This is a genomic window from Vreelandella neptunia (assembly GCF_034479615.1).
Taxonomy (GTDB): domain Bacteria; phylum Pseudomonadota; class Gammaproteobacteria; order Pseudomonadales; family Halomonadaceae; genus Vreelandella; species Vreelandella neptunia.
In genome coordinates this window covers 367,920-393,531 of sequence record NZ_CP140255.1, presented here as the reverse complement: position 1 = coordinate 393,531, position 25,612 = coordinate 367,920, and the positions used below count along the sequence as shown (strand labels likewise).

Below are 25,612 nucleotides of genomic sequence, written 5' to 3'. Positions count from 1 at the left end.
CTACTTAGATGATCTGAGACATGAGTAGCGCGTCTTCTCGCCCAGCGGCCCCGTTGGCCGCTGGGTAGTAGCCTTTGCGCCGCCCGTCTTCGCTAAACCCGCAGCGCTGGTAGAGTCGGATTGCGCTAAGATTCCCCGCTCGCACCTCTAGCAGCAGTCGCTCACTCAGCCAGCCGCGTGCGGTGGACAGCACGACCTCCATCAACGCCCGACCTCCTCCACTGCAACGCTGCTCTGGATGCACCCCAATGGCTTGCAGTTCCGCCTCAAACGGCAGTCGCGCCACAATGGCGTATCCTAACAGCTGCTCAGCCTGCCACCAGCCCAGTACACAGGTATCCTGGCTGCCCAATGCTGCCAGCATTTGCGTCTCAGAAGTGCCGCTCTGCGCCCGCTGCTCAAGCGCAATCAGCAGGGCCAGGTGCTCAACGTTGAGTTCAGTGACCATCAGCAGTCTGCTTAGCGCCAGCCGCCCATAGCTGGCCTAGCGCCTGCAGCGCTGGCCAGAGGTCACGCTTGCTATGGCTACCGTCGAGAAGCGACCCAAGTGAAGGGCCCTGCCATAAGGGCAGCGAAAGCGTTTGGCTGTGGCCTTCAGTTACGTTCAGTATGCGCTCCAGCGGCGCTTGTTCAGCCCCAGATTCAGCATCAGGCTTGGCTTCCAACTCACCCCACCAGAGTAATCGCTCTAGCCGCCACCCCTGTCGGCTCGCGCTTCCAGCAATAAACGCCGCCAAGCCCTCCCGGGCTTCGTCCAGAGGATCCTCCACCGCAAAGGCGTTGGCCATTTGCGGCCAGGTGAAGTGGCTCACTTCCGGCAACGCTCCACGCTGAATGCCTGCGGCCTGTAACAGGTTAGCCAATAGCTGCTGTTCAAGAGGACTCATCTCCCCCGCCTGCAGCACCATCCAGCGGCCCTCAAGACACACGCAGGAGAGCGCGAACTTAAGAGGTTTGGCTGGCCGCGCTGCCTCCGCGCGGGGCCCTGCCGTATCCGGGTTGGCAATCGCCGGCTTATGTTGGCCCGGCTTGTCCGCACGCTGCTTGTCTTGATCCAGCAGTGCCCGCACCGCCGAGGGTGAGGCAATGGCTTCGCCTGAGGCCAAGGGATCGGGCGATTGAGACTCGGGCGTATGGGGTTTGGACGTTTGCCGCTTGGGCGCCGGGGCGTCGTCCAGCAATGCCTGTAGCCGCTCCCGAGGCGGCGTAGGAGCAGGCGTCGAATCCTCCCACTCACAGGCCTCGGTGGGCAGCGCATTAGGCAACTGGTATTTAGCGGCCCAAGCGGTAATCCCCATGGCATCCAGGTAGTGGCGCCGTGTAACTTCTTGATTCACTTCCCGCCGCCGCGACAGTTGGGTGAATTCGGGCGTTCACCGCCGCGTGCCTGCCACTCGCTGGGGGTATAAAGATGCAGCGCTAAGGCGTGCACCGGCCCGGAAAGCTCATCGGCCAACAGCGCATAAATTTGCTGGTGACGCTTCACCGGCATCATGCCGTCGAAGGAGTCACTTACTAGCGTCACTTTGAAGTGGGTTTCAGAGTTCGCGGGCACGTTGTGCATGTGGCTTTCGTTTTCAACCTGCAGCACGTCCGGCGCGAGTGCCGTTAACTTCTGCTCAATCTGTGTCTGCAGCGTCATAAGGTTCTCCTTGAGAGATCACAAACCGTTTTATTGTACGCGCTTACTGGCCCGCAGACGATGCCCGTCGAGCGTGTAACGCACGCCTTGCCAGCGGCATACGCGCCACGCTTGCCACAAGCGCCAGCAGCGTGGTCGCCGCGCCCAGCCAGAGCGTTACCTGTACCGGCCAGCCTAGCGCCAACGCAGCACCGACTAGAGCCACGCCAAACGACTGCCCGACGGTTCGGGTGGTGCTCATGACGCCCGAGACGTTGGAACTGCGCTCCGGTGGCAGGCTGCCCATCATTTCGCGGTTGTTGGGCGGCTGGAACAGGCCAAAACCAATACCGCATAGCGCAGTGCGCCATAGACTTCCCGCCACGCCGGTCGACTCATCGACCAGCGCCAGTGCAATCAGGCCAATGATAAGTAGGCCAAGCCCTGCGCTGGAGAGAATACTGGGATTAATACGGTCGGCTAAGCGCCCCGCTACAGGGCCAACGAACATGATAGCCAGTGGCCAAGGCGTAAACAGCCAAGCGGTTTCCAGTGGCGAAAACCCCATCTGCTCCTGGTAGAAAAACGACAGGGCTACAAACGTAAGGCCCTGACCTATAAAGGCAAGCCCAGAGGCAGATACCGCCAGTGTAAAGCGCAGCTCGGCAAACACGCTAAGCGGCAGCAATGGATACGGTGCGCGACGCTGACGCGCAATAAACCCAGCGCAGGCCAGTACCGCCAATAGCACCCAGCCACCGCTTTGCCAAAGCGGCGCGGCGTGGCTCACGGCGTCCATGGCAATAAAGAAGCTGGCCAGCATAACGATTGAGAGCAGCGCCCCAGCCACATCAAAACTGCCTTTGCGTGGCTCTTCTCGGGGCAACGCACGCTTGGCGAGCCACAGCGAGCAGAGGCCCAGCGGCACATTCAGCGCAAATAGCCAGGGCCAGTCGGCAAAGGACAGGATTACCCCACTCAGCGTGGGCCCTGCCGCGTAGCCACCGGCTACCACCAAGGCACTCAAGCCAAGGGCGCTGCCCAATAGGCGCGAGGGGAAAATAGCGCGATAAAGCGATGGGCCAATCGATAGCGTGGCCGCAGCGCCTAGCCCCTGAAAGGCACGAAACACCAGCAACGTTTCTAAATTGCGCGATAACGCTGCCCCCAGCGCGGCAGCGACAAAGGTGGCCAGCCCAAACAGGTAGAGCCTGCGACGTGTGATCAATTCACTAATGCCCGCAAACACGAGCAAAAAAGCCGCACAAACGACCTGAAACAGGTTGGTAATCCATACCGCCCGGGATGCCGAGACATTCAAGTCGGCGGCGATAGTGGGCAGCGCCAGATTGATCATGGTGGTGTCGACCACCGCCATCAAGGTGCCGGTCACCAGCGCCAGCACGGCAAGGGCGCGTTCAGGCCCAGGCAGGCCATCATCGCCGGGGCGGGTTTCAAACAGTCGCATGCAAGCGTTCCTAGGCAGGAGAGATCTTAAACGAAACGGCCAACGCGAAACGATTAAAGACACTGCTTTAAAAGCCACTGCTTCTAAAGACACAGCATTAGAAACGATGAAACCGGCCTAAGCCGGTTCCGAAGTACGCTACTTAACAGTGTGCTATCTAGCTGCTACCAGCCAAACGCGTAGGCAAACACTGGGCTTACGTAGTACTGGGCTCACGTAGTACTAGGCTTGCCTAAATACTAGCACGCTAACGGCTAGTCCTGCTCACTATCGAGCAGTAGCGCATCATCGACTTCTGAAATCTCTAACGCCGTTTCGTCATCCAGGTCTATTGCCAGGTAGCTGTGCTCGACGCGCACAAACTCCTGGAACAGTGCCCAGTCGAGTTTATCCGGCCACTGCCGTTCGTCCTCTTCCCAAGCGCGCAGCTCAGTCTCGAGAATTTCCACGTAGCGGTCGCGCACAAAAGTTTCCAGCGCTTCCGGGGTATCCATCTCTGGAATCAGGTAAATGGTACTTTCACGTTCGACGTCGTCCAGGGTCAGGTCGTCGTCTCCCATGGTGGGTTCCAGCGCGTTGATCCAGTCCACAAAGGGCTGGGTCGGCCTGACGCTCAGTGCGGAGCGGTTAAGCAGTTTCATGGGATTCTCCTCGCCGTCGAAACGTTGACCATTATGGGCGCTATAACGCGCCCTTACCAACTTTTCATCCGTTATCGTAGCGTGTTAGTCCACTTCAGGACGCATCGCAGGGAACAGCAGTACATCGCGAATGGAGGCGCTATCGGTGAACAGCATCACCAGGCGGTCGATACCGATACCTTCGCCCGCGGTGGGCGGCATGCCGTACTCCAGTGCACGCACGTAATCTGCATCGTAGTACATCGCTTCCAGGTCGCCGGCATCTTTTTCCGCTGACTGGGCACGGAAGCGCTCAGCCTGATCTTCGGCATCGTTGAGCTCGGAGAAGCCGTTGGCGATTTCGCGACCACCCACAAAGAACTCAAAGCGGTCGGTGACGAAGGGATTGGCGTCATTACGCCGCGCCAGCGGACTCACTTCCGCCGGGTATTCGGTGATAAAGGTCGGCTGGTCGAGCTTGTGCTCGGCAACCTCTTCAAATATTTCCGTTTGCACCTTACCCAGCCCCCAGCTCTCCTTGACCTTGATGCCGAGCTTTTCAGCGGTTGCCCGCGCCGCCTCCAACGAATCCAAGTCGCTGTCGGCAATGCCGTCACCGTGATCAAGAATCGCCTGACGCAGCGTTAAGCGGGCAAAAGGTTTGCCGAAATCGTAGCTTGCCCCCTGATATTCAATCACTGCGTTACCGAGCACTTCTTCAGCCGCGGTGCGCAGCATCGCTTCGGTCATATCCAGCAGGTCGCGGTAATCCGCGTACGCCCAGTAGAACTCCACCATGGTGAATTCTGGGTTGTGGCGCGTTGATAACCCTTCGTTGCGGAAGTTGCGGTTAATCTCGAACACTTTTTCAAAACCGCCCACCACCAGACGCTTGAGGTAAAGCTCCGGCGCAATACGCAGATACATATCGATATCCAGCGCATTGTGGTGGGTAATGAACGGCCGTGCCGCCGCACCGCCAGGAATGGGCTGGAGCATCGGCGTTTCCACTTCCATAAAACCGCGCGCTTCAAAGAAGCGGCGCATGGAGCTGATAACCGCTGCGCGGGTTTCAAACACCTTACGCGACTGCGGGTTCATGATCAGATCCACATAGCGCTGGCGATAGCGGGCTTCCATATCGGTGAGGCCGTGAAACTTATCCGGCAGCGGGCGCAGGCTCTTGGTGAGCAGCTGCGCCTCTTTCATCATCACGTACAGATCGCCCTTGCCGGATTTATGCACCGGCCCGTGCGCAGCGACGATGTCACCGATATCCCAGCTTTTAACGTCTTCAAGCACATCGGCGGGCAGGCCCTTTTTATCCACGTAGAGCTGGATTTGCCCGGCCACGTCCTGAATGACGATGAAGGGGCCACGTTGACGCATCACACGACCAGCCACAGCGGCGTGGTGATCCAGCGCTTCAAGCTCGGCCTTGTCTTTATCGCCGAAGGCATTTTGCAGCTCGACGGTTAAGCTGTCGCGGCGAAAATCATTGGGAAATGCACTCTTTCCCTGCTCAGCGGCGCGCTCACGGCGAGCAGTCAGCTTGGCACGGCGCTCGGCGATCAGGTGGTTTTCGTTGTCTGCAGGAGACGCGTCTTGGTTAGCCATGGGGCACCCTGTTCATGTTCAAACGCTAAAAAAATTACAAACCTTGCTTCAAGCTGGCGACGATAAATTGATCAATATCCCCGTCGAGCACTTTATCGCAGTTGCTGGACTGCACGCTGGTGCGCAAATCCTTGATGCGCTGATCATCCAACACGTAAGAGCGAATCTGGCTGCCCCAGCCGATATCAGCCTTGGAGTCCTCGGCCTCCTGCTTGGCGGCGTTGCGCTTTTGCATCTCGTGTTCCCACAGACGCGCTTTCAGCTGCTTCATGGCAAAATCACGGTTGGCGTGCTGGCTGCGTTGCCCCTGACAGGCCACGACGATACCGGTCGGTTCGTGGGTAATCCGCACGGCCGAATCGGTGGTGTTTACGTGCTGACCGCCCGCGCCGCTGGAGCGGTAGGTATCGACGCGCAAGTCCGAGGGATTAATCTCTACCTCGAAACTGTCGTCAATTTCCGGGGACAGGAATACCGAGGCAAAGGAGGTATGCCGACGGCCACCGGAATCAAACGGGCTTTTACGCACTAGGCGGTGCACGCCGGTTTCAGTACGCAGCCAGCCGAAAGCGTAATCGCCCTGGATATGCACCGTGGCCGACTTAATGCCCGCCACTTCGCCAGCAGAGATTTCGGTGATATCGGCTTTGAAGCCGTGGCTCTCCGCCCAGCGCAGGTACATGCGCAGTAAAATATTGGCCCAATCCTGGGCTTCGGTGCCACCAGAGCCGGACTGAATTTCCAGGTAGGCGTTGTTCTGATCCATTTCACCGGAGAACATGCGCCGAAATTCCAGCTTTTCTAACGCCGCCTGCATGCTGTCCAGCTCTTTGCACACTTCTTCGACGGTGCCTTCGTCCTCTTCCATTTCGGCAAGCTCTAGCAGATCCCGGCTATCGCCAAGTCCCTGCTCAAGTTCATCAATGGTGGCCACTATGGCTTCGAGGGAGGCGCGCTCTTTGCCTAACTTCTGCGCGTAGTCTGGATCGTTCCAGACATTGGGGTCTTCCAGTTCGCGGGTGACCTCTTCTAGCCGATCTTTCTTCTCGGCATAGTCAAAGATACCCCCTAAGAACGTCTGTCCGCTCAGACAGGTTCTTGAGCTGGTTGTGAATCGGATTGGTTTCCAACATGGGATCGCCCTAGCTTGGTCTACTCGGATCGTACAGAGGTGTATCGATCAGAAAAGCGCATAGTGTAACGAAAGCCGACACGCCCCGCATCCAATGGCCTGCCACTAGGTAATAAAAAACCCGGCCTGCGCCGGGTTTCATTGGGGTTTGGCTCTCTAGGGCTTAAAAGCGGTAGGTTAACTGAGCACCAAAACCGTGAGCTTCGTTTTTGTAGTCGGCTGAGTAGGAGGCTCCGCCTACCGGCTGGCCACCCGTCGCTTGGCTGGCCAATAGGTCGCTACGATCCTGCTCAACAAAGGTGCCGCGCTCTGACAGATAGGAGTAAGCCACATCGACAGTCAGGTCAGGTGTGGGACTCCAGCCTGCCCCCAGCGAGAAAATACGTCGATCATCGGAAGGAATACGTACGCTACGATCCTCATCATTGGTCGGCGTCATGTCTAACGTTACCCCAGCACGAAGCGCTAATGTTTTCGTTAACTGGTACTCGCCGCCAGTGGCAAATGCCCAGGCGTTTGAGTAGTTCTGAACTTCCTGGGTAATCGTATTACCCTGACTACCGGTAACCAAAATTTGATCAAAGTGGCTCCAACGCACCCAGGAAGCCCCGAACATCAGCTTGAGACGGTCGGTCATCTGCTGGGTGAGCGAGAAGTTAACTGTCTCTGGGGTGGTCAAATCCAGGTTAGCGGTATCTGAGCGCAGAACATTACCCATGGGATCAGTCGCGCTAAAATCGCCTTCCAGGGTGTAGTCTACTTTCGAGCGGTAGGTCAGACCCAAGGTGGTTTCAGGGGCCGGGCGATAGATAACACCCAAGTTGTAGCCCCACGCTTCGTCTTCACCGTCAACCCGCGAGTCGATATCGTTCGCTGCATTAAAGGTTGGCTCAGAGGGGAGCTGGCGGCGTAGCTCACCTTCTATACGGTTATAAGTAACTCCCGCGCCTACTGACCATTGGTCATTAAAGCGGTAAGAAACCGTCGGCTGTGCACTGACCACTTTGACTTCGGTGTAGTCGCCAAAATAGCGCCCTTGAAAATCATCTTCATAATCAGTTTTTGAGCCAAAGGGTGCATACACCCCAAACCCGAACGCCAGTTGATCGGTCACTGGGTGCGCATAGAAAGCAAAGGGGATCGGCGTACCTGGCACCATATCGCCATCATTCCCTCCGGGAATGCTACCGACCGGGATCTGATTGCCATTTGGGGCGCCGCCAAGCGCGACTCCAGAGTCGATATAGCGGGAAGCTTCGACATTAGAGATGTCAGTATTCACATTTAGATACGTACCACCAGCAGTCACCTGGGCACGGTCTAAAAACGACATCCCCGCCGGGTTACCGTACACAATGGTTGCATCATGGATGTTAGAGCTTCGCCCGGCATGGCCATAGCCCTGCCCACTCACGCTCTGCTCGTTAATTTGATACCCGCCCGCGTGGGCTTGGCTGGCGAAAGCGGCCGTAATGGCAGCAGCCAGGGTGAGCTTATTAAACTTATTATTCATAGTGGGCCTCTCTTCCCGATGATCCAGTGGATACCGACGATCCACCCTCTTTATTTTTACATGACTGTTTTCTCGCAACTGAGCCAAAGGTTCAAGGGCAAACGCTCGTTTTATTTTATTTTTGGCTTATACATTAGTCGCACGGTCGTTTTAAATCAGTGTTTTAGTCATTTCAGCTTACAGAGCCAAGAGGCCTTGACCTATGGGTTACCCATAGGTTCTACACTGAATAACCACTACTTGACCGGTCGGGAGAACAGGCCATGAAAGTGAACGAGCTTGCCAAAAGGGGCGGCGTTACCGCTGAGACCGTGCGCCACTACGCTCGTGAGCAGCTACTTGCCCCCCAGCGCCATCCAGATAACGGCTATCAGCTATTTTCAGATACCGACCTAGAGCGTCTGCGGTTTATTCAGCGGGCGCGCAAATTAGGTTTTAGCGTGGCGGAGATTCGCGACATTCTGACCCACGCCGACCAAGGTGACTCACCCTGCCCATTGGTACGCGACTTACTCGCCAGCCGCCTGCCGCAAATTCGGGCACGCATTGCCGAGTTGGAAGCGCTAGCCGAACGCATGGAACAGGCCATGGAGAGCTGGCAGCAAATGCCCGACGGCTCCCCCGACGGCCACAGCGTGTGCCGCCTGATTGAGAGTTTTCCTGACGCCACGTCTACCAAGGAGACCCCATGAGCGACGCCTCTACCGAAGCCGCCTCAAGCGTAAGCCCTGCCAATGGGGCCACCACGCGAACCATTCCTGGCATGAATTGCCAGGGCTGCGTCAAGCGTATGCGCGAGGCAGTGCAAAGCGTTGACCCAAGCGCCGATGTCGTCGGCACGCCTAGCGAAAAACGCCTTGAGGTTGTTTCATCGCTAACCGACGCCGAGCTTGATCAACGCTTGACCGAGGCGGGCTACCCGCCAGGCGAAGCAGCTCTGGAGGAAACAGCCCCAGACGATGCTGATAAGCAGCCAGAAACCGCGGCACCCGCTGATGCCGAAGCTGAAAAAACCGCAAGTGCTCACTCCCAGCCTCAAGGGCAAGGCAAGAAACAGCGCCTGGCGATTAGCGGGATGACCTGCGCCAGCTGCGTTAAGAGCGTGCAGAAAGCACTAGAGCGCACGGAGGGAGTCGACACCGCCAGCGTCAATTTTGGCACCCACTCCGCCCAGGTGTTTGGCAGTGCCGAGACCCAAGCGTTAATCGCCGCCGTTGAGTCAGCCGGCTATGGCGCCGAACCGATTGTGGATATGCGGGAAGCAGAACGCACTCGTGAAGAGCAGGATGCCAAGACGTACCAAAAACGGCTGCGCGGAAGTGCGATCTCGCTGGCACTGGCGGTTCCGCTGATGATGAGCATGTTTTTTTTCCACCCCCACCCGATGGGCATGGGGCGTCTCTACTGGCTGGTGATCGGCTTATTAACCTTGGGCATTCTGGCCTTCCCAGGACGCCACTTTTTCGTCAACGCCTGGAAGCAGTTCAAGCACCACCAGGCCAATATGGATACCTTGGTTGCCATGGGCACTGGCGCCGCCTGGCTATATTCCATGGCCGTGGTGCTGTTTGCGCCGTGGTTGCCCGAGGTTGCCCAGGGCATCTACTTTGAAGCCTCAGCGATGGTGATCGGGCTGATTCTGCTCGGCAATGCCATGGAGCTACGCGCCCGGGGCCGCACCAGCGATGCGCTAAAGCGTCTGCTCGATCTGCAGAGCCGTACGGCGCGGGTGATTCGCGACGGACACGAGCAGGAGATTGAGATTGACGCGGTGCGTGCTGGCGACCATGTACGGGTGCGCCCCGGTGAGCGTTTGCCGGTGGATGGTGACGTTGTTGAAGGCCAAAGCCATATCGATGAATCGATGCTTACCGGTGAGCCACTGCCGATCGACAAAAGCGCGGGAGATGAAGTCAGCGCGGGCACGGTGAATGGCAAAGGCGGCTTGATCTATCGCGCCACGCGGGTGGGCACCGACACTCGCCTGGGGCAGATTACCGAACAGGTAGCGAGCGCCCAAAACTCGCGCCCACCGATTGGCGAGCTAGCCGACCAGGTCTCCAGCGTTTTTGTGCCTGCGGTAATGATCATTGCCGTATTGACTGCCCTGGCGTGGTTCAACCTAGGGCCCGCCCCCCAAGTAATCCATATGCTGGTGACGGCGACCACCGTGCTGATTATTGCCTGCCCCTGTGCGCTCGGCTTGGCGACGCCGATCTCTACCATGATCGGCGTCGGTAAAGCAGCGGAGCAAGGGGTGCTGGTGCGCAGCGGCGAAGCGCTGCAAACCGCCAGCAAGCTGACCACGCTAGTGGTCGATAAGACCGGCACGCTCACCCAGGGCAAGCCCAGCGTCACCGATGCACAGATGTTTGGCGTGGAACAATCCACGGCACTCGCGCTGGTGAACGCGCTGGAGCGCGGCTCCGAGCACCCGCTGGCGGCGGCGTTAATGACCTACGCGGAGGAACACAACGCCAACCCTTCCGAGATTAAGGATTTCGATAGCGTGACCGGTGGCGGGGTAAAAGCGCAAACTGCTGACGGCAAAGTGCTGCTGCTGGGCAATGCACGTCTATTGAGCGAGGCAGGGGTGGATCTCAAGGCAGGTGAAGAGCAAGCACGCGCCCTAGAAGAGCAGGCCCGCACGCTGGTGTACTTGGCGGTAGATGGCAAATTGGCCGCCCTGTTTGGCATCAGCGACCCGCTTCGCCACGACACCGTGGCCGCGATCAAGCGCCTGCAAAAAGACGGCTTAACCATCGTTATGCTGACAGGCGATAACGAGCACACCGCCAAGGCCATTGCCCAGGAAGTGGGCATTGATGAGTTTCGAGCAGGGCTGTTACCCGAGGACAAGCACGCCGAGATAGAGCGTCGTCAGAAGGCAGGAGAAATCGTTGGCATGGTAGGCGATGGCATCAATGATGCCCCGGCGCTGGCCCGAGCAAATGTGGGCTTTGCCATTGGCCAAGGCACCGATGTGGCCATTGAGAGCGCGGGTATCACGCTAATGCGCGGCTCGCTGCATGGGGTGGCATCAGCGATAGAGATCAGCCGCGCCACGCTGCGCAATATCAAACAGAACCTGGTGGGCGCCTTTGGCTACAACCTACTGTGTATTCCCATCGCGGCGGGCGTGCTCTACCCGCTCACCGGCATGCTGCTTTCACCGATGATTGCGGGCGCTGCCATGTCACTCTCGTCCATCACCGTGGTGAGTAACGCCAACCGCTTGCGGCTATGGAAAGCCAGCCAGGAGGAATCCTCATGAGCTTATTGATCAACCTGGCAGGCCTTGGGCTTATAGCACTGATAGTGTGGTGGTTCTGGCTTGGCTAAACGTGTTTAGGTCACTCCGATATATCGCCCTGGCTTATGGTTCAGGGCGATAATCAGGTTTAGCGTCAGCGCCCCTAGTACCGAATAACCCACACGATCCAGCGGCAGTTGGGTCAGTGCAATTAGCAGGATAACGCCATCAATCGCCAGTTGAACGTAGCCTGCGCGCAGGCCATGTTTATCCTGTAAGTAGAGCGCGAGGATATTGATACCGCCCAGGCTGGTGCGGTGGCGAAATAGCATCAGCATACCGATGCCCATCAGCGCGCCGCCCATCAAGGCGGCGTAGATCGAGGGCACGCTGGCAAACTGCACCCAGCCTTGGGTTAACTCTGAAAACAGCGATACCAAGCCGATGGCGGCAAAGGTGCGAAGGGTAAAGCTCCAGCCCATGCGCTTCACCGCCAAGTAGTAAAACGGCAGGTTAATGGCAAAAAAGTACACCCCAAAACCCCAGCCGGTCACACTGCTGGTCATATAGCTAAGCAGCAACGCCAAGCCTGCCGTACTACCGGTTAATAGCACCGCATGGGTGTAAAAGGTTACCCCCAGCGCAACAAAGAACGTGCCCAGCAGCATCGCCATCATATCTTCATAGGGGCGATGCTGATCCTGGGGTAAATCTTCTACGCGCATGGGGCGTCCTTACTTAAATTATTAAGGATGTGAAATGGTTATTCGGCACCTCATGCTGGCTAAATATTTTTAGCCAGACAGCGATTCACTGCATAGGCTAATACCACTCAGCTAGCTATTTATAGGCTGCTTCAGCTCGCGACTGGTTTGGCACCGGGATATCCATGGCCTGCAGAGCCAAGTTAGCTTACATCCAGCCATGTTACGGCTTGAACATTTTATCCAGGCTATCGACAAACAGGATCTTGTCCATCCAGGCTTTCAGCTGTGCGTGGTCGGCCTGCTCTACACGCAGCTCTACCCATTGAGGCACTTCGCCAAATTTCAGCCTGATTAGAGAGCACAGGTTATCGCGGGCTTCACTCATACGACCCTTCTCTTCCCAACGCTCAGGCCATTGTTTGATTCGTTCTGCCAGCATGTCATGCACCTCGTGTAACTCTTGTAAATCCGAGAATTCAGGTAACTCCACCACAGCTGCCCGACTAGGCAATAGCACTCGGCGTATCCACACCACAAACGCACGCCTCAAACCAGTTTGCTCAGGCGCCTTGAGCCACTCAACCAAGGCTCCGAGCACCTCCAGCATGTCTTGCTCGTCACGATTGTGCTCTAACCGAAAGAGCGCAGCCGCCACGTTTCGCATTTGATCCGACCACGCAGGGTCATTGACGATAGCACCTTCGTCGAGAAGCAGATACGCCAAGTCTGGTCGATAGCGCTCAAGCCCTCCCGGTACACGTTCGACTAGCTCCGCCACGTTTTGTGCCGCTGTCCAACGTTTCTCACCATTGTAGAGGACTATCGGCAAGACCGGTGGCAGCTTTCCGCTCGGCGTAAAAGCTTCCTGACGAATCAGATCCTGATACAGCAGCCCCTGATACGTCATTATGCGCACAGCCATATGTTTGTCTTCGGAAGACTGGAACTCCAGCAGTAGATAGACGTAGAGCCAATCATCGCCCCAGCGCACTCGCCAAATGACGTCATCCTCACGATCACGCAGATCCTCGGTGACGTAGGAGCCGCTAACCTTTTCCAGCGTCGAGAAGTCCAACTGCTCGACCCAGGCTTCCTTAACAAAGCCAGTCAGTAAGTCTCTGACCATTTCGGGGTAAGAGAAGAGTAATTTGTAGCTATGATCGTGGCGATTGTGCACTTTGCTGACCATGCACGCTCCTATCTACGTGTCCTAATTTTACCACAGCACTGCTAGGGTAATGTGCCGATCGGCATCATTAGGAACACATCAACAAGGGCTGGCGTGTTCGACCATCAACTGCAGCGTCTCGCGGCCGCGCCAGCGGTTGCGGTTAAGCTTGTAAGCACAGTGCAGCGTATCGCCCACGTTAAACCCAGGTAGTTCTCCCGGCGTTAAGGCGCGAAACCAAATCGCTTTGCAGGTCACAGGGCCAGTGGAAAGCTCCAGCATCAGGTGTGCGCCGTCGGCACCCACCGGGCGCAGCGCCTCGACAATAAAGCGGCCTTCAAACAGCGGCGGATCGAATTCCCGTCCGTAGGGGCCGAGCGTTTCGATCTCTTGCAAGGTGGTCAGGGAAAGCTGCGCCGTAGAAAGCTCACCATCCGTCCATAGGCGCGGATAGAGCGTTCGTCCCTCTAACTGCTCACCCACTGCCTGCAGGAAAGCCGCTTTAAAGGCGTCAAGCTGATCCCTGGGCACGCCCACCCCTGCTGCGCCACTGTGGCCGCCAAAGCGCGGTAACGCCTGGGGAGCAAGCTCAAAGGTACGCTGTAGGGCATCACGCAGGTGCAGCCCATCAATCGAGCGGCCGGAGCCGGTTAGCATGCCCGGTGCCGAGGCTTGTGTTAGCACCAGCGCCGGGCGCCCGTAGGCCTGCACCAATCGCGAGGCGACGATACCCTGTACGCCAGGGTGCCCGTCTTCCAACAGCACCACCACGGCGGCCTCATCGGCGTCAAGCGCTGCCGTAGCAAGAGTGCGCGCCTCGGCGGCCATATCGGCCTCAATCGCTTTGCGGGACTGGTTATCCTGATCCAGCACGTCGAGCTGACGATTGGCGACCCCATCGTTCTCGGCCAGCATAAAGTGCAGCGCCGCGTAGGGGTCGTCCAGCCGCGAGCGGGCATTGATGCGCGGCCCCATCTGAAACGCTAACGTCTCGGCGTTAAACGGCACGCTGTCAGCGCCTAAGCGCGTGGCCATCGCCCGCCAGCACGCCGCATCCATACGATTGATCAGTTTTAACCCTTGATTGACCACCGCGCGGTTGGCGGGGCTGCCGCCCAGGGAGACACAGTCAGCCACGGTGCCCAAAGCTACGTAGGAGAGCCAGGGCGACAGCTTGGGCGTCGACTCTGATAGCGCCCCCCACTCAATCAGCACGCCGCGGGCGAGTGACATCAATAGCCACGCCACCATACAGCCGGCAATGGTTTTGTCGGGATACTCACAGTCATCACGGGTAGGGTTAACACAGGCGAATGCCGACTTTGGAGGCCCTTCAACGGGCAGAGCGTGGTGGTCACTGACCACCACGTCGATACCCGCCGCTTTTAAACGTGCGATACGCGGCTCATCGGAACTGCCGCAATCGGCGGTAATCACCAAGGTGGGAAACGGCTTTTGCGCCAAGGTGCGCTCTACCAGCGGCAGGCTAATCCCGTAGCCATCATGAATCCGATGGCCAATCAGGCTGTGCAGCTTGCCTTCCGGGACTCCAAACAGCTCCACCAGCGTGCGCCGGATCACCACATGGGAGGTAATGCCATCCACATCGTAGTCGGTGAGAATGCCGATAGCCTCACCCTCTGCCACTGCCTGAGCGATGCGCTCAGCGGCGCGGCGACCGTCAGCCAGTTTCTCCGGGTGGGCCAAATAACGCAGGCTAGGTGCGATTAACGGTAGCAACTCACCACTGTAGCCCGGTAAGCGCGAGGCCAGCAAACGCGCCTGCAGTTCGCTTAGCCCCTCCGCCTGGGCACGGGCATAGAGCGCCTCGTCCACTGGACGAGGCTCTAAGCGTGGCTCGCTCTTGCTAGACGACAGCGTGCGATGGGGTAAATCAGTCACTGAGGTCATTAATTCGTTAACGCCGGTTTTCCGCAACGAACTGCTGCACGGCGGCAAGTTCCGCAGGGAGTACCGTATAGCGCTCTTCGCGCTCAATCAGGTCTTCCATATGCGGCGGCAGTGGCACGCCCAGGAAGCCCGCTTTCACTACGGCCTCGGCAAATTTAGCCGGGTGCGCAGTGGCAAGGGTAATCATCGGCGTTGACTGATCTGCCCGGGCCCGCTCGGCGGCGCGATAGCCGGTAGCGGTATGCGGATCTAGCATCTCACCGGTGCGTTTATGGGCGTCGCGAATCACTTCCAGAATCGTCGCATCGTCCACGCTGTAGCTGGAGAACTTCTCGCGCAGCTTGGCCAGCGGCGCATCGGCCAAGGCCGTGGGTTCCTGCTGGAAGCGCTCAAGCAGCGCCGCCACGGCCAAGCCATCGCGATCGTAGGCGTCAAACAGCAGGCGCTCAAAGTTAGACGACACCACGATATCCATCGATGGAGCCAGCGTCGCCGCCAGCTCTTTTTTGGAGAAGTCGTTGGCGGTCAGCGTACGATGCAGAATATCGTTGGCGTTGGTAGCGATGATGAACTGCTTCACCGGCAGACCCATTTTGTAGGCCATATAGCCGGCAAACACGTTGCCGAAGTTAGCCGACGGCACGCAGAAGCTCACTTCACGGTGCGGCGCGCCCAGGGCAACGCCGGAGGCAATGTAGTAAACGATCTGCGCCATAATGCGCGCCCAGTTGATCGAGTTCACCGCCACCAAGCGAGTACCGTTGAGGAACGACTGATCAGCAAAGCTGGCTTTGACCATCGCCTGGGCGTCGTCAAAATTACCCTCAATGGCAAGATTGAAGACATTGTTGGCCAATACCGAGGTCATTTGGCGGCGCTGTACTTCCGAGACCCGGTTGTGCGGGTGCAGGATAAAGATATCCAGGTTGTCACAGTGGCGACAGCCTTCAATCGCCGCCGAGCCGGTATCGCCAGAGGTCGCGCCCATGATCACCGCACGCTCGCCGCGCTTTTTCAGGAAGTGGTCGAGCAGGCGGCCGAGCAGCTGTAGCGCTACATCTTTAAACGCCAGCGTCGGGCCGTGGAACTGCTCAAGCAGGAAGTGATTGGCATCCAGCTGTTTGAGCGGCAGCACGGCGTCGTGATTAAAGGTCGCATAGGCCTCGGTCACGATGTTGCGGAAGGTCGCATCGTCGATCTCACCGTTCACAAACGGCTTCATCACCCGAAAGGCGATTTCCGCGTAGGAGAGCCCGGCCATGTCGGCCAGCTCTTCCCGGGAGAACTCAGGCAGTGTTTCCGGCACATAGAGGCCGCCGTCGCTGGCCATACCGGTGAGCACTACTTCTTCAAAGGAGAGCGCGGGCGCCTGCCCGCGCGTGCTGATATAGCGCATCTAGGCTTACTCCCCTTCGCTCAAGCTTTCCACGCGAATACGCGTGACGGGGCCCGCAATATCGGCCATGGATTCGATTTCGCGAATCGCTGCGTTCATCTGCTTCTCTTTGGTGCGATGCGTGAGCAGAATGATTGGCACCAGTTCGCCTTCGGTGGCCTCTTTCTGGATCAGCGCTTCAATCGAGATGCCCTGCTCAGATAGAATCGTGGCCACCCGCGCCAACACGCCGGGGCGGTCCACCGCCAGCAGGCGCAGATAGTAGGCCGTGGTGATGTCTTCCATCGGCATGATGGGCAGTTGGCTGACGTCTTCGTCGATACCACTGAAGGCCAGGTATGGCACCCGGTAGCGGTGCTCGGTGGAGATATCACGGGCAACGTCGAGCAGATCAGCTACCACCGCTGACGCGGTGGGCTCGGCACCCGCACCTGCGCCATAATAAAGCGTGGGCCCAACCGCATCGCCCATCACCGCAATAGCGTTTTTAACCCCATGGACACTGGCTAGCAGGCGCTCTTTGGGAATCAAGGTGGGATGCACCCGCAACTCCAGGCCTTGGTCGGTGCGCTTGGAGATACCTAAATGCTTGATCACGTAACCGAGGTTGTCGGCTTGCTCAACATCTTCGGCGGTGATCCGTGAAATGCCTTCGGTGAAGGCTTTCTCGAACTGCAGCGGTACGCCGTAGGCAATCGAGGCCAAAATCGTCAGTTTATGCGCGGCGTCGATGCCTTCCACATCAAAGGTGGGGTCAGATTCGGCGTAGCCTAGCGCCTGGGCTTCCGCGAGCACGTCTTCAAACGCCCGGCCCTCATCGCGCATATGGGTAAGGATGTAGTTGCCGGTACCGTTGATAATGCCCGCTACCCATTCGATACGGTTGGCGCCCAGACCTTCGCGTAGCGACTTGATGACAGGGATGCCGCCAGCGACCGCCGCTTCGAAGGCTACGATCACGCCTTTCTCGTGAGCGGCCCTGAAAATTTCATTACCGTGAACGGCAATCAGCGCCTTGTTGGCGGTAACCACGTGCTTGCCGTTTTCAATGGCGGTGAGCACCAGCTCGCGGGCGATATCGTAACCGCCAATGAGCTCCACCAGGACATCCACATTGGGATTGGTCGCAACTTCGAACACATCAGTGGTAGCGTTGATGCCGGTAATATCGCAGTCAGGATGAATACTGCGGTGAGCAACCTGCTCAATCACAATAGGACGGCCGGCACGACGCGCAATATCATCAGCGTTGCGAGTCAATACGTTAAAGGTGCCGCCACCGACAGTGCCTAGACCACAAATACCTACTCTTACCGGTTTCAAAATACTTCCCCTTTCGTGTCGTGCACCTGGTGGTGCTAGTCTTAAATTCAGTCTTAAAGGCGGTTTTAAAAGCGCTCTTCAAGACAGTATCTCAGCGTTGTGCGCCGTCTAATTTACGCGGCACTCTTCTTTGTTTCCGTTCTTTGTTCCAGTGCTTTGATTCAGCCGTTTTCCAAGCCTAACATGGCGGAGAGTCGCTCGGGGGGCACAAAACCCGGCACTAGCTGCCCGTTGGGCAAAATAATCGCGGGTGTGCCCTGTACGCCCAGCGCCTTACCCAGATCATACTGCCCCGCCACCGGATTGTCGCAGTCTGCTGCGCTGGAAATGCTCTTGCCTTCTTTGGCTTGTGTCATCGCTTCGCTGCGATTATCCGAGCACCAAACCTGCTGCAGCGTGGTGGCAGCTTGGCTGGCCATGCCCGCGCGGGGAAACGCCATATAGTGAACGGCAATGCCGCGTTCATTCAACTCCGGAATGGTGTCGTGTAACCGCGCGCAGTAGGGACATGTGGGATCGGTAAACACCGTTATGGTAGCTTTCGGCTCATCGGCACCGCGGAAGATCACTAACTCACTTTCAGGCACTGCCGCCAGCGCATCGGCACGCTCTTGGTTCTGCTCTTGCTCGGTTAAGTTGACCAACCCGTCGGGCGCATTTTCATACAGGTCGCCGACCAGGAAGTGGCTACCGTCTGCATTGGAGTAGAACGATTCGCCGCTCTCCAGCCGCACGTGATAAACGCCATCCATAGGCGTTTCGGTGACAGCTTTCACGGGCATAGACTGGCCATTGACGCTCAGTGATTCAGCCAAACGATCTCCCACGTCGTCAGCCTGTGCAGCGGAAGATAGTAGGCTGGCAGTTAGCAAACACGCCAGCATCGAGGAAGTTGTCAGTAAAGGTAGTGCTACAAAACGGCGTTGACGCATCATCAATTCAGCCTCTTGGGTGATGTTCAGCATGTAGGCTTTCCAAGCGCGCCTGGGCTACATGGGTATAAATTTGGGTCGTCGACAGGTCGCTATGACCCAGCAGCAGCTGTACGACCCGCAAATTGGCCCCATGATTCAATAAATGGGTGGCAAATGCATGGCGAAGCGTATGCGGAGACAGTGGCCGGGTAATCCCTGCGGTGATGGCATGCACTTTAATCCGGTGCCAAAAGGTTTGTCGGGTCATGGCTTTGTCGCCCCGCCCAGGAAACAGCGCTGGGCGTGTGGGGTCGCTCATAAGCGCCAGCCGTGCGGTCTGCATATAGTGCGCCAGCCAATCTGCGGCCTCTTCACCCATGGGTACCAGGCGGTCTTTATCGCCTTTACCGCGCACCCTAACCACGTTTTGGCGCAGATTGACCGCATCGCCGGTGAGCCCGACCAATTCAGATACCCGCAAGCCGCAGGCGTACAGCAGCTCCAGCATGGCACGGTCACGGATCCCCAAAGGAGTCTCGGTATCCGGCGCCAAGAGCAGACGCTCGACTTCCTCCTCTTCCAAGGTATTGGGCAAGCCGGGTATGACCCGCGGCAGCTTGATATCGGTGAGGGGGTCGCTTTCCACTTGGTTGTTCAAACGCCCCCAGCGGTAGAAGCTGCGTAGCGTCGACAGCAGCCGGGCATTACTGCGCAACTGATAGCCTTCCTCCCGGCGGCTGGCCAGCCATTCACTGAGGCGCTCCGGTGGCGGCGCCAAAAGGGCTTCGCCGAGGCTCTCCAAGTGGGTTTGCCAAGCGGTTAAATCACGCCGATAGGCGGCTAACGTATGATCGCTGGCGCCCTGCTCAAGCCAGAGAGCATCTAAAAATGCATCGATAACGCTCATACGTTAGTCACCTCCCGCCGCTTTTATTGAGCGACATAAACAAAACCCCGCCCCGCAAAGCGGTGACGGGGTCTTGGTATCTGGGCGCGACGCCTGTTCGAGAACAGCGTGCGCCCGAGGAACAGTGGCGTTTAAGCCAGCTTTTCCTTGATACGTGCAGAACGACCACTGCGCTCGCGCAGGTAGTAAAGCTTGGCTTGACGCACGTCACCGCGACGCTTGACTTCGATAGAGTCAACCAGCGGGCTGTAGGTCTGGAAGGTACGCTCAACGCCAACGCCGTGAGAAATTTTACGCACGGTGAAAGCGGAGTTCAGGCCACGGTTACGCTTACCGATGACCACACCTTCAAACGCCTGCAGACGCTCGCGAGTACCTTCTTTTACTTTTACCTGAACGACAATGGTGTCGCCGGGGGCAAAGGGAGGAATTTCTTTGCCCATTTGCTCAGATTCGATCGCCTGGATCACTTTGCTTTTGCTGCTCATCATCATACTCCTGAATAACGTGTTGGCTTGTCCGCTCAATCATGGGTGGCGGATGCCGTGATCCCGGCGCTCGAAACGAGCTACGCGGGAGTCGTTATGGGTGACACAGGTGCGCATGTCCCGCCCTGCACCGCCGCTCTGTCCTACTCAGCTTTAGCTGACAGAGCGTGTTCTTCGATAAACTCGTTCAACAGCTTACGCTGTTCGGCATCTAACGGCCGCCCTTCCAACAGGTCGGGACGACGCTGCCATGTACGGCCTAGTGACTGCTTTAACCGCCAGCGCTTGATGGCTGCATGATTGCCGCTTAACAGCACATCCGGCACTTGGCGCCCGTCGATGACTTCTGGACGGGTATAGTGCGGGCAGTCTAACAGACCGTCATTAAACGAGTCTTCGACAGCGGAATCCTGATGACCCAGTACACCGGGAATCAGCCTTGCCGCTGCATCAATCAGCACCATCGCTGGCAGCTCACCGCCGCTCAACACATAGTCGCCAATCGACCACTCTTCATCGATGTCACTCTCCACCACGCGTTCATCAATGCCTTCATAGCGTCCTGCCACGACCACTAAAGGCCCGGCGGAAGCCAGTGCTTGAACGCCCTGCTGATCCAGCTTACGCCCCTGGGGCGAAAGGTAGATCACCGTCGGCACTAAGCCGGTGGCTTGCTGCGCCCGTTCCCGTGCAGCAAAGATCGCTGCGCGTAGGGTGTCGACTTTCATCAACATGCCTGGACCACCGCCATAGGGGCGGTCATCGACGCTGCGGTGGCGGTCAGTGGCGTAATCCCGCGGATTCCAAAACTCCAGTGCAATACGCTGTTTCTCTACCGCTCTGCCGACCACGCCCTGTTGCGTTAGCGCGTCAAACATTTCGGGAAACAACGATACAACACCAATCCACATGGCAGGCACTGCTACTTCACTCGCCGTTTCCGGCGCGTTGCCACTATCCAACTCAGCTGAGTCGGTTGATGCATCATTGCTCAAACTGTTCATAAGTTTGGTCAAAACTCAGGATCCCAGTCGACGACCATACGGCCCTCTTGGGAACTGATTTCAATAATGACGTCGTCTGGCAAAAATGGCAGCAGTCGCTCGCGCTTGTCGATTGAGTCTGAATCGCCGCGAACCACCATGACATCGTTGGCGCCGGTTTCAAACAGGTAGCTTACCCGTCCTAGCCGCTCGCCGGCCTGAGTGAAGACCGCCATGCCTTCAAGCTCATGCCAATAGTACTCATCGTCGGAAAGCTCAGGTAGCGACTCTTTGGGCATCAAGATATCCGTTTGGGCTAATGCTTCCGCCGCACTACGGTCATCGACCCCTTCAAGCTGCACTACAAGTCCTTTGCCCTGCCGACGTCCCTGAACAATGCTTATGCGCTTCAGGGTTTCACCTTGGCGCACCCACCATTCCGGGTACTCAAGAATGCTGTCCATTGGGCTAGTGTAGGAGTACACCTTGAGCCAACCTTTCACCCCATAAGGGCTAGTCAGCTTGCCTAGCACCACATGCGTGTCGTCAGTTTGGCTTATTTCAAAACGCGTCATCGACGACCTCAGCTACCCAGCACTCACTTTCTTTCTCACGCAACAAGTCTTGAACAACAAGACTCAAAAGCAGGCTTAAGCCTGTTTGCGTGCTTCTTTTACCAGCTCAGCAACACGACCAGACAGCTGGGCGCCTTGGCTCTGCCAGTGAACAACGCGGTCTAGGTCAACGCGCAGACGCTCTTCCTGACCACGGGCAACCGGGTTGAAGAAGCCGATACGCTCGATGAAACGACCGTCGCGAGCGTTACGCGAGTCGGTAACGGTCAGGTGGTAAAAGGGACGCTTCTTGGCGCCACCACGGGCCAAACGAATGGTAACCATACGATAACTATCCTTCGGTTGAGGTTACGAGAGTGTGTTTATAGCGCTAACCGCTATCGGAACACTCGTCGTGCTGTTTGCTTGGCGCTAAACTGGCATACAGCCACATAAAAGCGGCTTGCACGGCCTTTTTTAGCACCATAAAGGCCTTCATTGAGCGCTGCTACTGCTACGTTTTGACGTATTTGGGCAACACCCACGCATGAAGAGGCCGCATTCTACGCAAATGCGCACGACTTGGAAAGCCTGACAGCCAGAAAACTCACAACGCGTCAACCGCTGCATTAGGCACTGCTGCGCGGGACAAGGGTAACGCCTACTCTGATGACCTGATTGTCGCAGGTTGGATTGTGAACCCGGGTTTCGAGCAGGCGCAGCGCCTCAAGCGCCGTCTCATTGACAGGATTACGCACAGTGGTCAGCGGGCAGCGCCCCCAGGCAGCCCCGGGCACATCGTCGAACCCAGTAATAGCCACGTCATCCGGCACCTTGATTCCGCGCTGCGCTGCAGCTTCAACAACCCCCAATGCCATGGCGTCGTTCGCACACATAATGGCATCGAGTGCCAAACGGGAATCCAACAGCGCCAGCCCTTCGCTCACCCCGCTCGATAGCGAGAAATCCCCCCGGCGCTGTACCTGCAGTGACAAGCCGTAATGGGCCAATGCCTCTTCAACGCCCTGACGGCGCTCTTGATCCGAAAAGGTATCTGCCGTGCCACCCAGCCAAGCAATACGCCGTCGCCCCTGCTTGACCAGACGTTCCACCAGCTGCCACATGCCCTTTATATTGTCGCAACACACCGCATCGGCGCCGTTTTTTTCCAGAACCCGACCGATCAGCACCAGCGGCGCTCCCGATGCCTGGCAGCGATCAGCAATATCACGGCTGACCGATCCCGCGGCGACAATGGCCCCCTCCACTTGGTAGGCCAGCGCATGGTCAATCATCTCGGTCATGTTGGCATCCCGAAACGCGGGCAAAAGCAACGGCTGATAGCCATTGGCACTCAGCACTCGAACGATGTGTTCCAGCAACCAAGCCTCATAGGGCCGGGATATCTCACCCGCCACTACGGCCACCAGGCCAGTACGCTGACCTGTTAGACCGCGGGCAATCAAGTTGGGGCGATAGCCCAGAGCTTGAGCCACGCGCAGCACGTGCTCTCGCTTCCGGACGGCCACCGACGCTCCCGGGGTAAATGCCCGCGACACCATTGCCCGGGATACACCGGCCGCTTTGGCGACATCATCTGCGGTTACACGCACCGGCATAACCCACCGCATTTAACTATTTCAGGCACGCTTTTACCGCTCTATCAACGAGATAACACCGGCCATTTTAGCATTAGTGAGCAGACACCGGAGTGTTTTAAAAGCTACATCAAAGCGTCACAGATGCACGGTAGTTTTGTTTTATCGCAACTTTGCACGCGCGTTCAAAAGCATTTTTTAACATTACTCTCAAAGCGGAGGCTGACCGATGCGTACCGAAGCGCTGGCACTCAGTGACGTGACAATTGACCTCAGGCAGCAGCGCATTCTGGAAAGCATCCACCTTGATGTGGAGCCGGGCAGCTTCACCTGCCTGCTAGGACCTTCCGGCTGCGGCAAGACAACGCTATTGCGCGCTATTGCCGGCTTTACGCCCTTGAGTCGCGGCGATATTCGTCTCGGCTCAAAATCGATTACCCATTTGCCGCCCGAAAAGCGCCAGACCGCGATGGTATTTCAATCCTATGCCCTGTGGCCCCACATGAGCGTTGGCGACAACCTGGGCTATCCACTAAAGCTGCGTGGAATCCCCCGCCCTGAGCGCCAGCAGCGGGTGGCCGAGATATTAGCCAGACTCGAATTAAGCGGCTTTGAGAGCCGTGCGGTAACACAGCTCTCCGGCGGACAGCGACAGCGAGTCGCCCTTGGTCGTGCACTAATCATTGACCCACCGCTGCTGTTGCTTGACGAGCCACTCTCCAATTTGGATGCCGCCATCCGACGCAGCTTGCGCGGTGAGCTACGCCGCCTGCAAAAGTCGCTGGGTATCACCACCATCATGGTGACTCACGACCAGGAGGAAGCCCTCCAGATGGCTGACCAGATCGTACTAATGCGCGCGGGTGAGATCGTACAAATTGCCTCACCGCAACATCTCTATCAGCACCCCGCCGACCTCAACGCCGCACGTTTTCTTGGCGTGGATAACACGGTGACCGGAAGAGAGCATGACCCGCACAGCGCCATAGGCGCCGCCATATTCGGCTTCCGGACGCGTGATGCGTTGATCAATACCGCTCCTAACAAGGCCGCCCTTACCCGCAAAGGGCGCGTGAATGACTGTGTTTACACCGGCGATGGCTATCAGGTCTCGCTGACGGCCGAGGGCGAAGAACTCTGCGCCACGGCCACTTCCCCTATTGCTCTAGGCACTTTCGTGACGCTTCAGGTGCCTGAGTCGGCTCTGATCCCCTTCGGGCCGGATGAACGGCAACTGCCGCCACTTGATCGACATGAGGATATCGCATGAAACCCTTAACGCTTACGTTCGGCTTGTTAACCGCCACTCTCGCCGCCCCCGCCATGGCCAACACAACGCTTAACGTGTTTACCGCGGGTGATTACAACATGGTTGAGTACATCAACGAGTTTCTCGCCCCACGATTCGAGGCCACGCACCCCGACGTTACCGTGCGCGCAATGGGTACCGGCCCTGGTGATGCTGGTAGTCAAGCTATCTATGAAACCCTTAGCGCCCAGCGCGACCAGGCAACCTGGGGCGTCGACGTGGCGGTTGTCCACCAGCGCATGGCCGGGCAAATGGTTCAAGAAGGTCTGCTCGCCAATTACGTTGATGACATTTCCACCGGCGCTTTAGCCAACTCGGAAAGCGCGCGCAATGCATTGGGCGTCGATGTCGAAGGTTACGTGATGCCGATGTTCCAGAGCCAGATCGCCATCGCCTATAACCCTGACCTTTTAGAACAGCCGCCTGAAAGCTACGCAGCGCTAGCCAACTGGGTTGAAGAGCATCCAGGCGAGTTCGGCTATAACGGCATTACCGGTGGCATGGCCGGGGTCGGCTTTGTGTTCGGTTGGATGTACGCCTTTACCGACATGGCCGATGCGCTGCAAAACGGCCCTTGGGAAGAGGATGCGCCAGCACGCTGGGAGTCAGCGCTAGACCAGCTGAGCACATTTAATCAACACGTCACCATGACGCCCGGCAATGCGGGCACCCTGGACGCCATGAACCGCGGCGAAATCGCCATGGGGCCCGTGTGGATGGATATGTACTACACCTGGAAGGCCGATGGCCGCCTCAACCCCAACTTCCGCTTGCTGCTGCTCGAACCCGGCATGCCCGGCCAACCGATGTACTACACGATTCCCGAGCGCGCCGCTGAACCTGACCTGGCCGCCGAGTTCATTGCCCTGGCAACCAGCCCAGAGGTTCAGGCCGAAGGCATCGTTGGTCAGTTCAACTGGTTCCCTGGCATCGACGCTGAGCATGTTCGCGGCGAGCTAAGCGACGCTCAGTGGGAACAGCTCTACGCGGACGTGTCACCCGAGACCCTCGCCGCCCGCGGCTTTTCGATGCCCCAGGCTGACTACTTTCGCGCCATCCTTGAAGCCTACGAAAGCCACGTTAGTCGTTAACGTTTAGGCCGCCCATTACCAAGGGGGCGTTTGCCCCCT

At 57.7% G+C, this 25,612-nt stretch carries 24 protein-coding genes; 4 read left to right on the top strand and 20 right to left on the bottom strand.

Annotated features, from left to right (window positions below):
* Window positions 1-4: 4 nt before the first annotated feature.
* The 8 genes from SR894_RS01915 to SR894_RS01880 all read right to left on the bottom strand — a co-directional run bounded on the left by SR894_RS01915 (window position 5) and on the right by SR894_RS01880 (window position 7,971).
* The gene (locus SR894_RS01915; RefSeq protein WP_133730984.1) at window positions 5-448 is read right to left on the bottom strand and encodes a GNAT family N-acetyltransferase; all 444 of its coding nucleotides are present in this window, start codon (window positions 446-448) and stop codon (window positions 5-7) included.
* A complete protein-coding gene (locus SR894_RS01910; RefSeq protein ID WP_133730985.1) occupies window positions 438-1,337 on the bottom strand; it encodes a hypothetical protein in 900 nt (299 codons plus the stop codon). The genes SR894_RS01915 and SR894_RS01910 overlap by 11 nt, the downstream gene beginning before the upstream one ends.
* Window positions 1,334-1,642 (bottom strand): BolA family protein, encoded by a 309-nt coding sequence (locus tag SR894_RS01905; protein ID WP_022520218.1) that lies wholly within the window; start codon window positions 1,640-1,642, stop codon window positions 1,334-1,336. Before SR894_RS01905 ends, SR894_RS01910 begins: the two co-directional genes overlap by 4 nt.
* A 43-nt stretch (window positions 1,643-1,685) precedes the next feature.
* On the bottom strand, window positions 1,686-3,089 hold the full coding sequence (locus SR894_RS01900) for an MFS transporter (protein WP_133730986.1): 1,404 nt from the start codon (window positions 3,087-3,089) through the stop codon (window positions 1,686-1,688).
* A 254-nt stretch (window positions 3,090-3,343) separates the two neighbouring features.
* On the bottom strand, window positions 3,344-3,730 hold the full coding sequence (locus SR894_RS01895; RefSeq protein ID WP_022520220.1) for a hypothetical protein: 387 nt from the start codon (window positions 3,728-3,730) through the stop codon (window positions 3,344-3,346).
* A gap of 84 nt (window positions 3,731-3,814) precedes the next feature.
* Window positions 3,815-5,326, bottom strand: a complete 1,512-nt coding sequence (lysS, locus tag SR894_RS01890; protein ID WP_039860384.1) for a lysine--tRNA ligase — start codon at window positions 5,324-5,326, stop codon at window positions 3,815-3,817.
* A 34-nt stretch (window positions 5,327-5,360) separates the two neighbouring features.
* A protein-coding gene (gene prfB, locus SR894_RS01885; RefSeq protein ID WP_133730987.1) for a peptide chain release factor 2 occupies window positions 5,361-6,459 on the bottom strand; the annotation gives its coding sequence in 2 pieces (ribosomal slippage) (window positions 5,361-6,383 and window positions 6,385-6,459; 1,098 coding nt in all).
* Between the two features lie 162 nt (window positions 6,460-6,621).
* Window positions 6,622-7,971: an OmpP1/FadL family transporter gene (locus SR894_RS01880; protein WP_133730988.1), complete on the bottom strand. Its 1,350-nt coding sequence runs from the start codon at window positions 7,969-7,971 to the stop codon at window positions 6,622-6,624.
* Window positions 7,972-8,234: 263 nt separating this feature from the next.
* Between SR894_RS01880 and SR894_RS01875 the strand changes: the two genes are divergently transcribed.
* Window positions 8,235-8,663, top strand: coding sequence for a MerR family transcriptional regulator (locus SR894_RS01875; protein ID WP_223287974.1), 429 nt, complete (start codon window positions 8,235-8,237; stop codon window positions 8,661-8,663).
* Complete coding sequence (locus SR894_RS01870) at window positions 8,660-11,245, top strand: heavy metal translocating P-type ATPase (protein ID WP_133730990.1); 2,586 nt, start codon at window positions 8,660-8,662, stop codon at window positions 11,243-11,245. Before SR894_RS01875 ends, SR894_RS01870 begins: the two co-directional genes overlap by 4 nt.
* A 74-nt stretch (window positions 11,246-11,319) precedes the next feature.
* On the opposite strand, the gene SR894_RS01865 is transcribed toward SR894_RS01870, so the two are convergent.
* From SR894_RS01865 to SR894_RS01810, 12 genes are all read right to left on the bottom strand, one after another.
* Entirely contained in the window at window positions 11,320-11,949 is a 630-nt protein-coding gene (locus SR894_RS01865; RefSeq protein ID WP_133730991.1) for a YitT family protein, read from the bottom strand.
* A 202-nt stretch (window positions 11,950-12,151) separates the two neighbouring features.
* Window positions 12,152-13,120: an Rpn family recombination-promoting nuclease/putative transposase gene (locus SR894_RS01860; RefSeq protein ID WP_133730992.1), complete on the bottom strand. Its 969-nt coding sequence runs from the start codon at window positions 13,118-13,120 to the stop codon at window positions 12,152-12,154.
* Between the two features lie 78 nt (window positions 13,121-13,198).
* Complete coding sequence (locus SR894_RS01855; RefSeq protein WP_133730993.1) at window positions 13,199-15,010, bottom strand: single-stranded-DNA-specific exonuclease RecJ; 1,812 nt, start codon at window positions 15,008-15,010, stop codon at window positions 13,199-13,201.
* 7 nt (window positions 15,011-15,017) lie between these two features.
* On the bottom strand, window positions 15,018-16,406 hold the full coding sequence (thrC, locus tag SR894_RS01850; protein ID WP_223287975.1) for a threonine synthase: 1,389 nt from the start codon (window positions 16,404-16,406) through the stop codon (window positions 15,018-15,020).
* A 6-nt stretch (window positions 16,407-16,412) separates the two neighbouring features.
* On the bottom strand, window positions 16,413-17,729 hold the full coding sequence (locus SR894_RS01845; protein ID WP_133730995.1) for a homoserine dehydrogenase: 1,317 nt from the start codon (window positions 17,727-17,729) through the stop codon (window positions 16,413-16,415).
* A gap of 161 nt (window positions 17,730-17,890) precedes the next feature.
* Window positions 17,891-18,694, bottom strand: coding sequence for a DsbC family protein (locus SR894_RS01840; RefSeq protein ID WP_133730996.1), 804 nt, complete (start codon window positions 18,692-18,694; stop codon window positions 17,891-17,893).
* Entirely contained in the window at window positions 18,669-19,550 is an 882-nt protein-coding gene (gene xerD, locus SR894_RS01835; protein ID WP_133730997.1) for a site-specific tyrosine recombinase XerD, read from the bottom strand. The genes SR894_RS01840 and xerD overlap by 26 nt, the downstream gene beginning before the upstream one ends.
* Window positions 19,551-19,681: 131 nt before the next feature.
* Window positions 19,682-20,038 carry a 50S ribosomal protein L19 gene (gene rplS / locus SR894_RS01830; protein WP_027957738.1) on the bottom strand — a complete coding sequence of 119 codons (357 nt, stop codon included), beginning with the start codon at window positions 20,036-20,038 and terminating at the stop codon, window positions 19,682-19,684.
* A gap of 143 nt (window positions 20,039-20,181) precedes the next feature.
* Window positions 20,182-20,949, bottom strand: a complete 768-nt coding sequence (gene trmD, locus SR894_RS01825; protein WP_133731097.1) for a tRNA (guanosine(37)-N1)-methyltransferase TrmD — start codon at window positions 20,947-20,949, stop codon at window positions 20,182-20,184.
* 101 nt (window positions 20,950-21,050) lie between these two features.
* Window positions 21,051-21,596 carry a ribosome maturation factor RimM gene (gene rimM, locus SR894_RS01820; protein ID WP_133730998.1) on the bottom strand — a complete coding sequence of 182 codons (546 nt, stop codon included), beginning with the start codon at window positions 21,594-21,596 and terminating at the stop codon, window positions 21,051-21,053.
* Between the two features lie 75 nt (window positions 21,597-21,671).
* Complete coding sequence (gene rpsP / locus SR894_RS01815; protein WP_007111767.1) at window positions 21,672-21,920, bottom strand: 30S ribosomal protein S16; 249 nt, start codon at window positions 21,918-21,920, stop codon at window positions 21,672-21,674.
* Between the two features lie 284 nt (window positions 21,921-22,204).
* On the bottom strand, window positions 22,205-23,194 hold the full coding sequence (locus tag SR894_RS01810) for a LacI family DNA-binding transcriptional regulator (RefSeq protein ID WP_133730999.1): 990 nt from the start codon (window positions 23,192-23,194) through the stop codon (window positions 22,205-22,207).
* 208 nt (window positions 23,195-23,402) lie between these two features.
* Here SR894_RS01810 and SR894_RS01805 point away from each other — a divergent pair, with 208 nt between their 5' ends.
* Together SR894_RS01805 and SR894_RS01800 are read left to right on the top strand one after the other, a co-directional pair.
* Window positions 23,403-24,443, top strand: a complete 1,041-nt coding sequence (locus SR894_RS01805; RefSeq protein ID WP_133731000.1) for an ABC transporter ATP-binding protein — start codon at window positions 23,403-23,405, stop codon at window positions 24,441-24,443.
* Window positions 24,440-25,573: an extracellular solute-binding protein gene (locus SR894_RS01800; protein ID WP_133731001.1), complete on the top strand. Its 1,134-nt coding sequence runs from the start codon at window positions 24,440-24,442 to the stop codon at window positions 25,571-25,573. Before SR894_RS01805 ends, SR894_RS01800 begins: the two co-directional genes overlap by 4 nt.
* The last annotated feature ends 39 nt before the right edge of the window (window positions 25,574-25,612 follow it).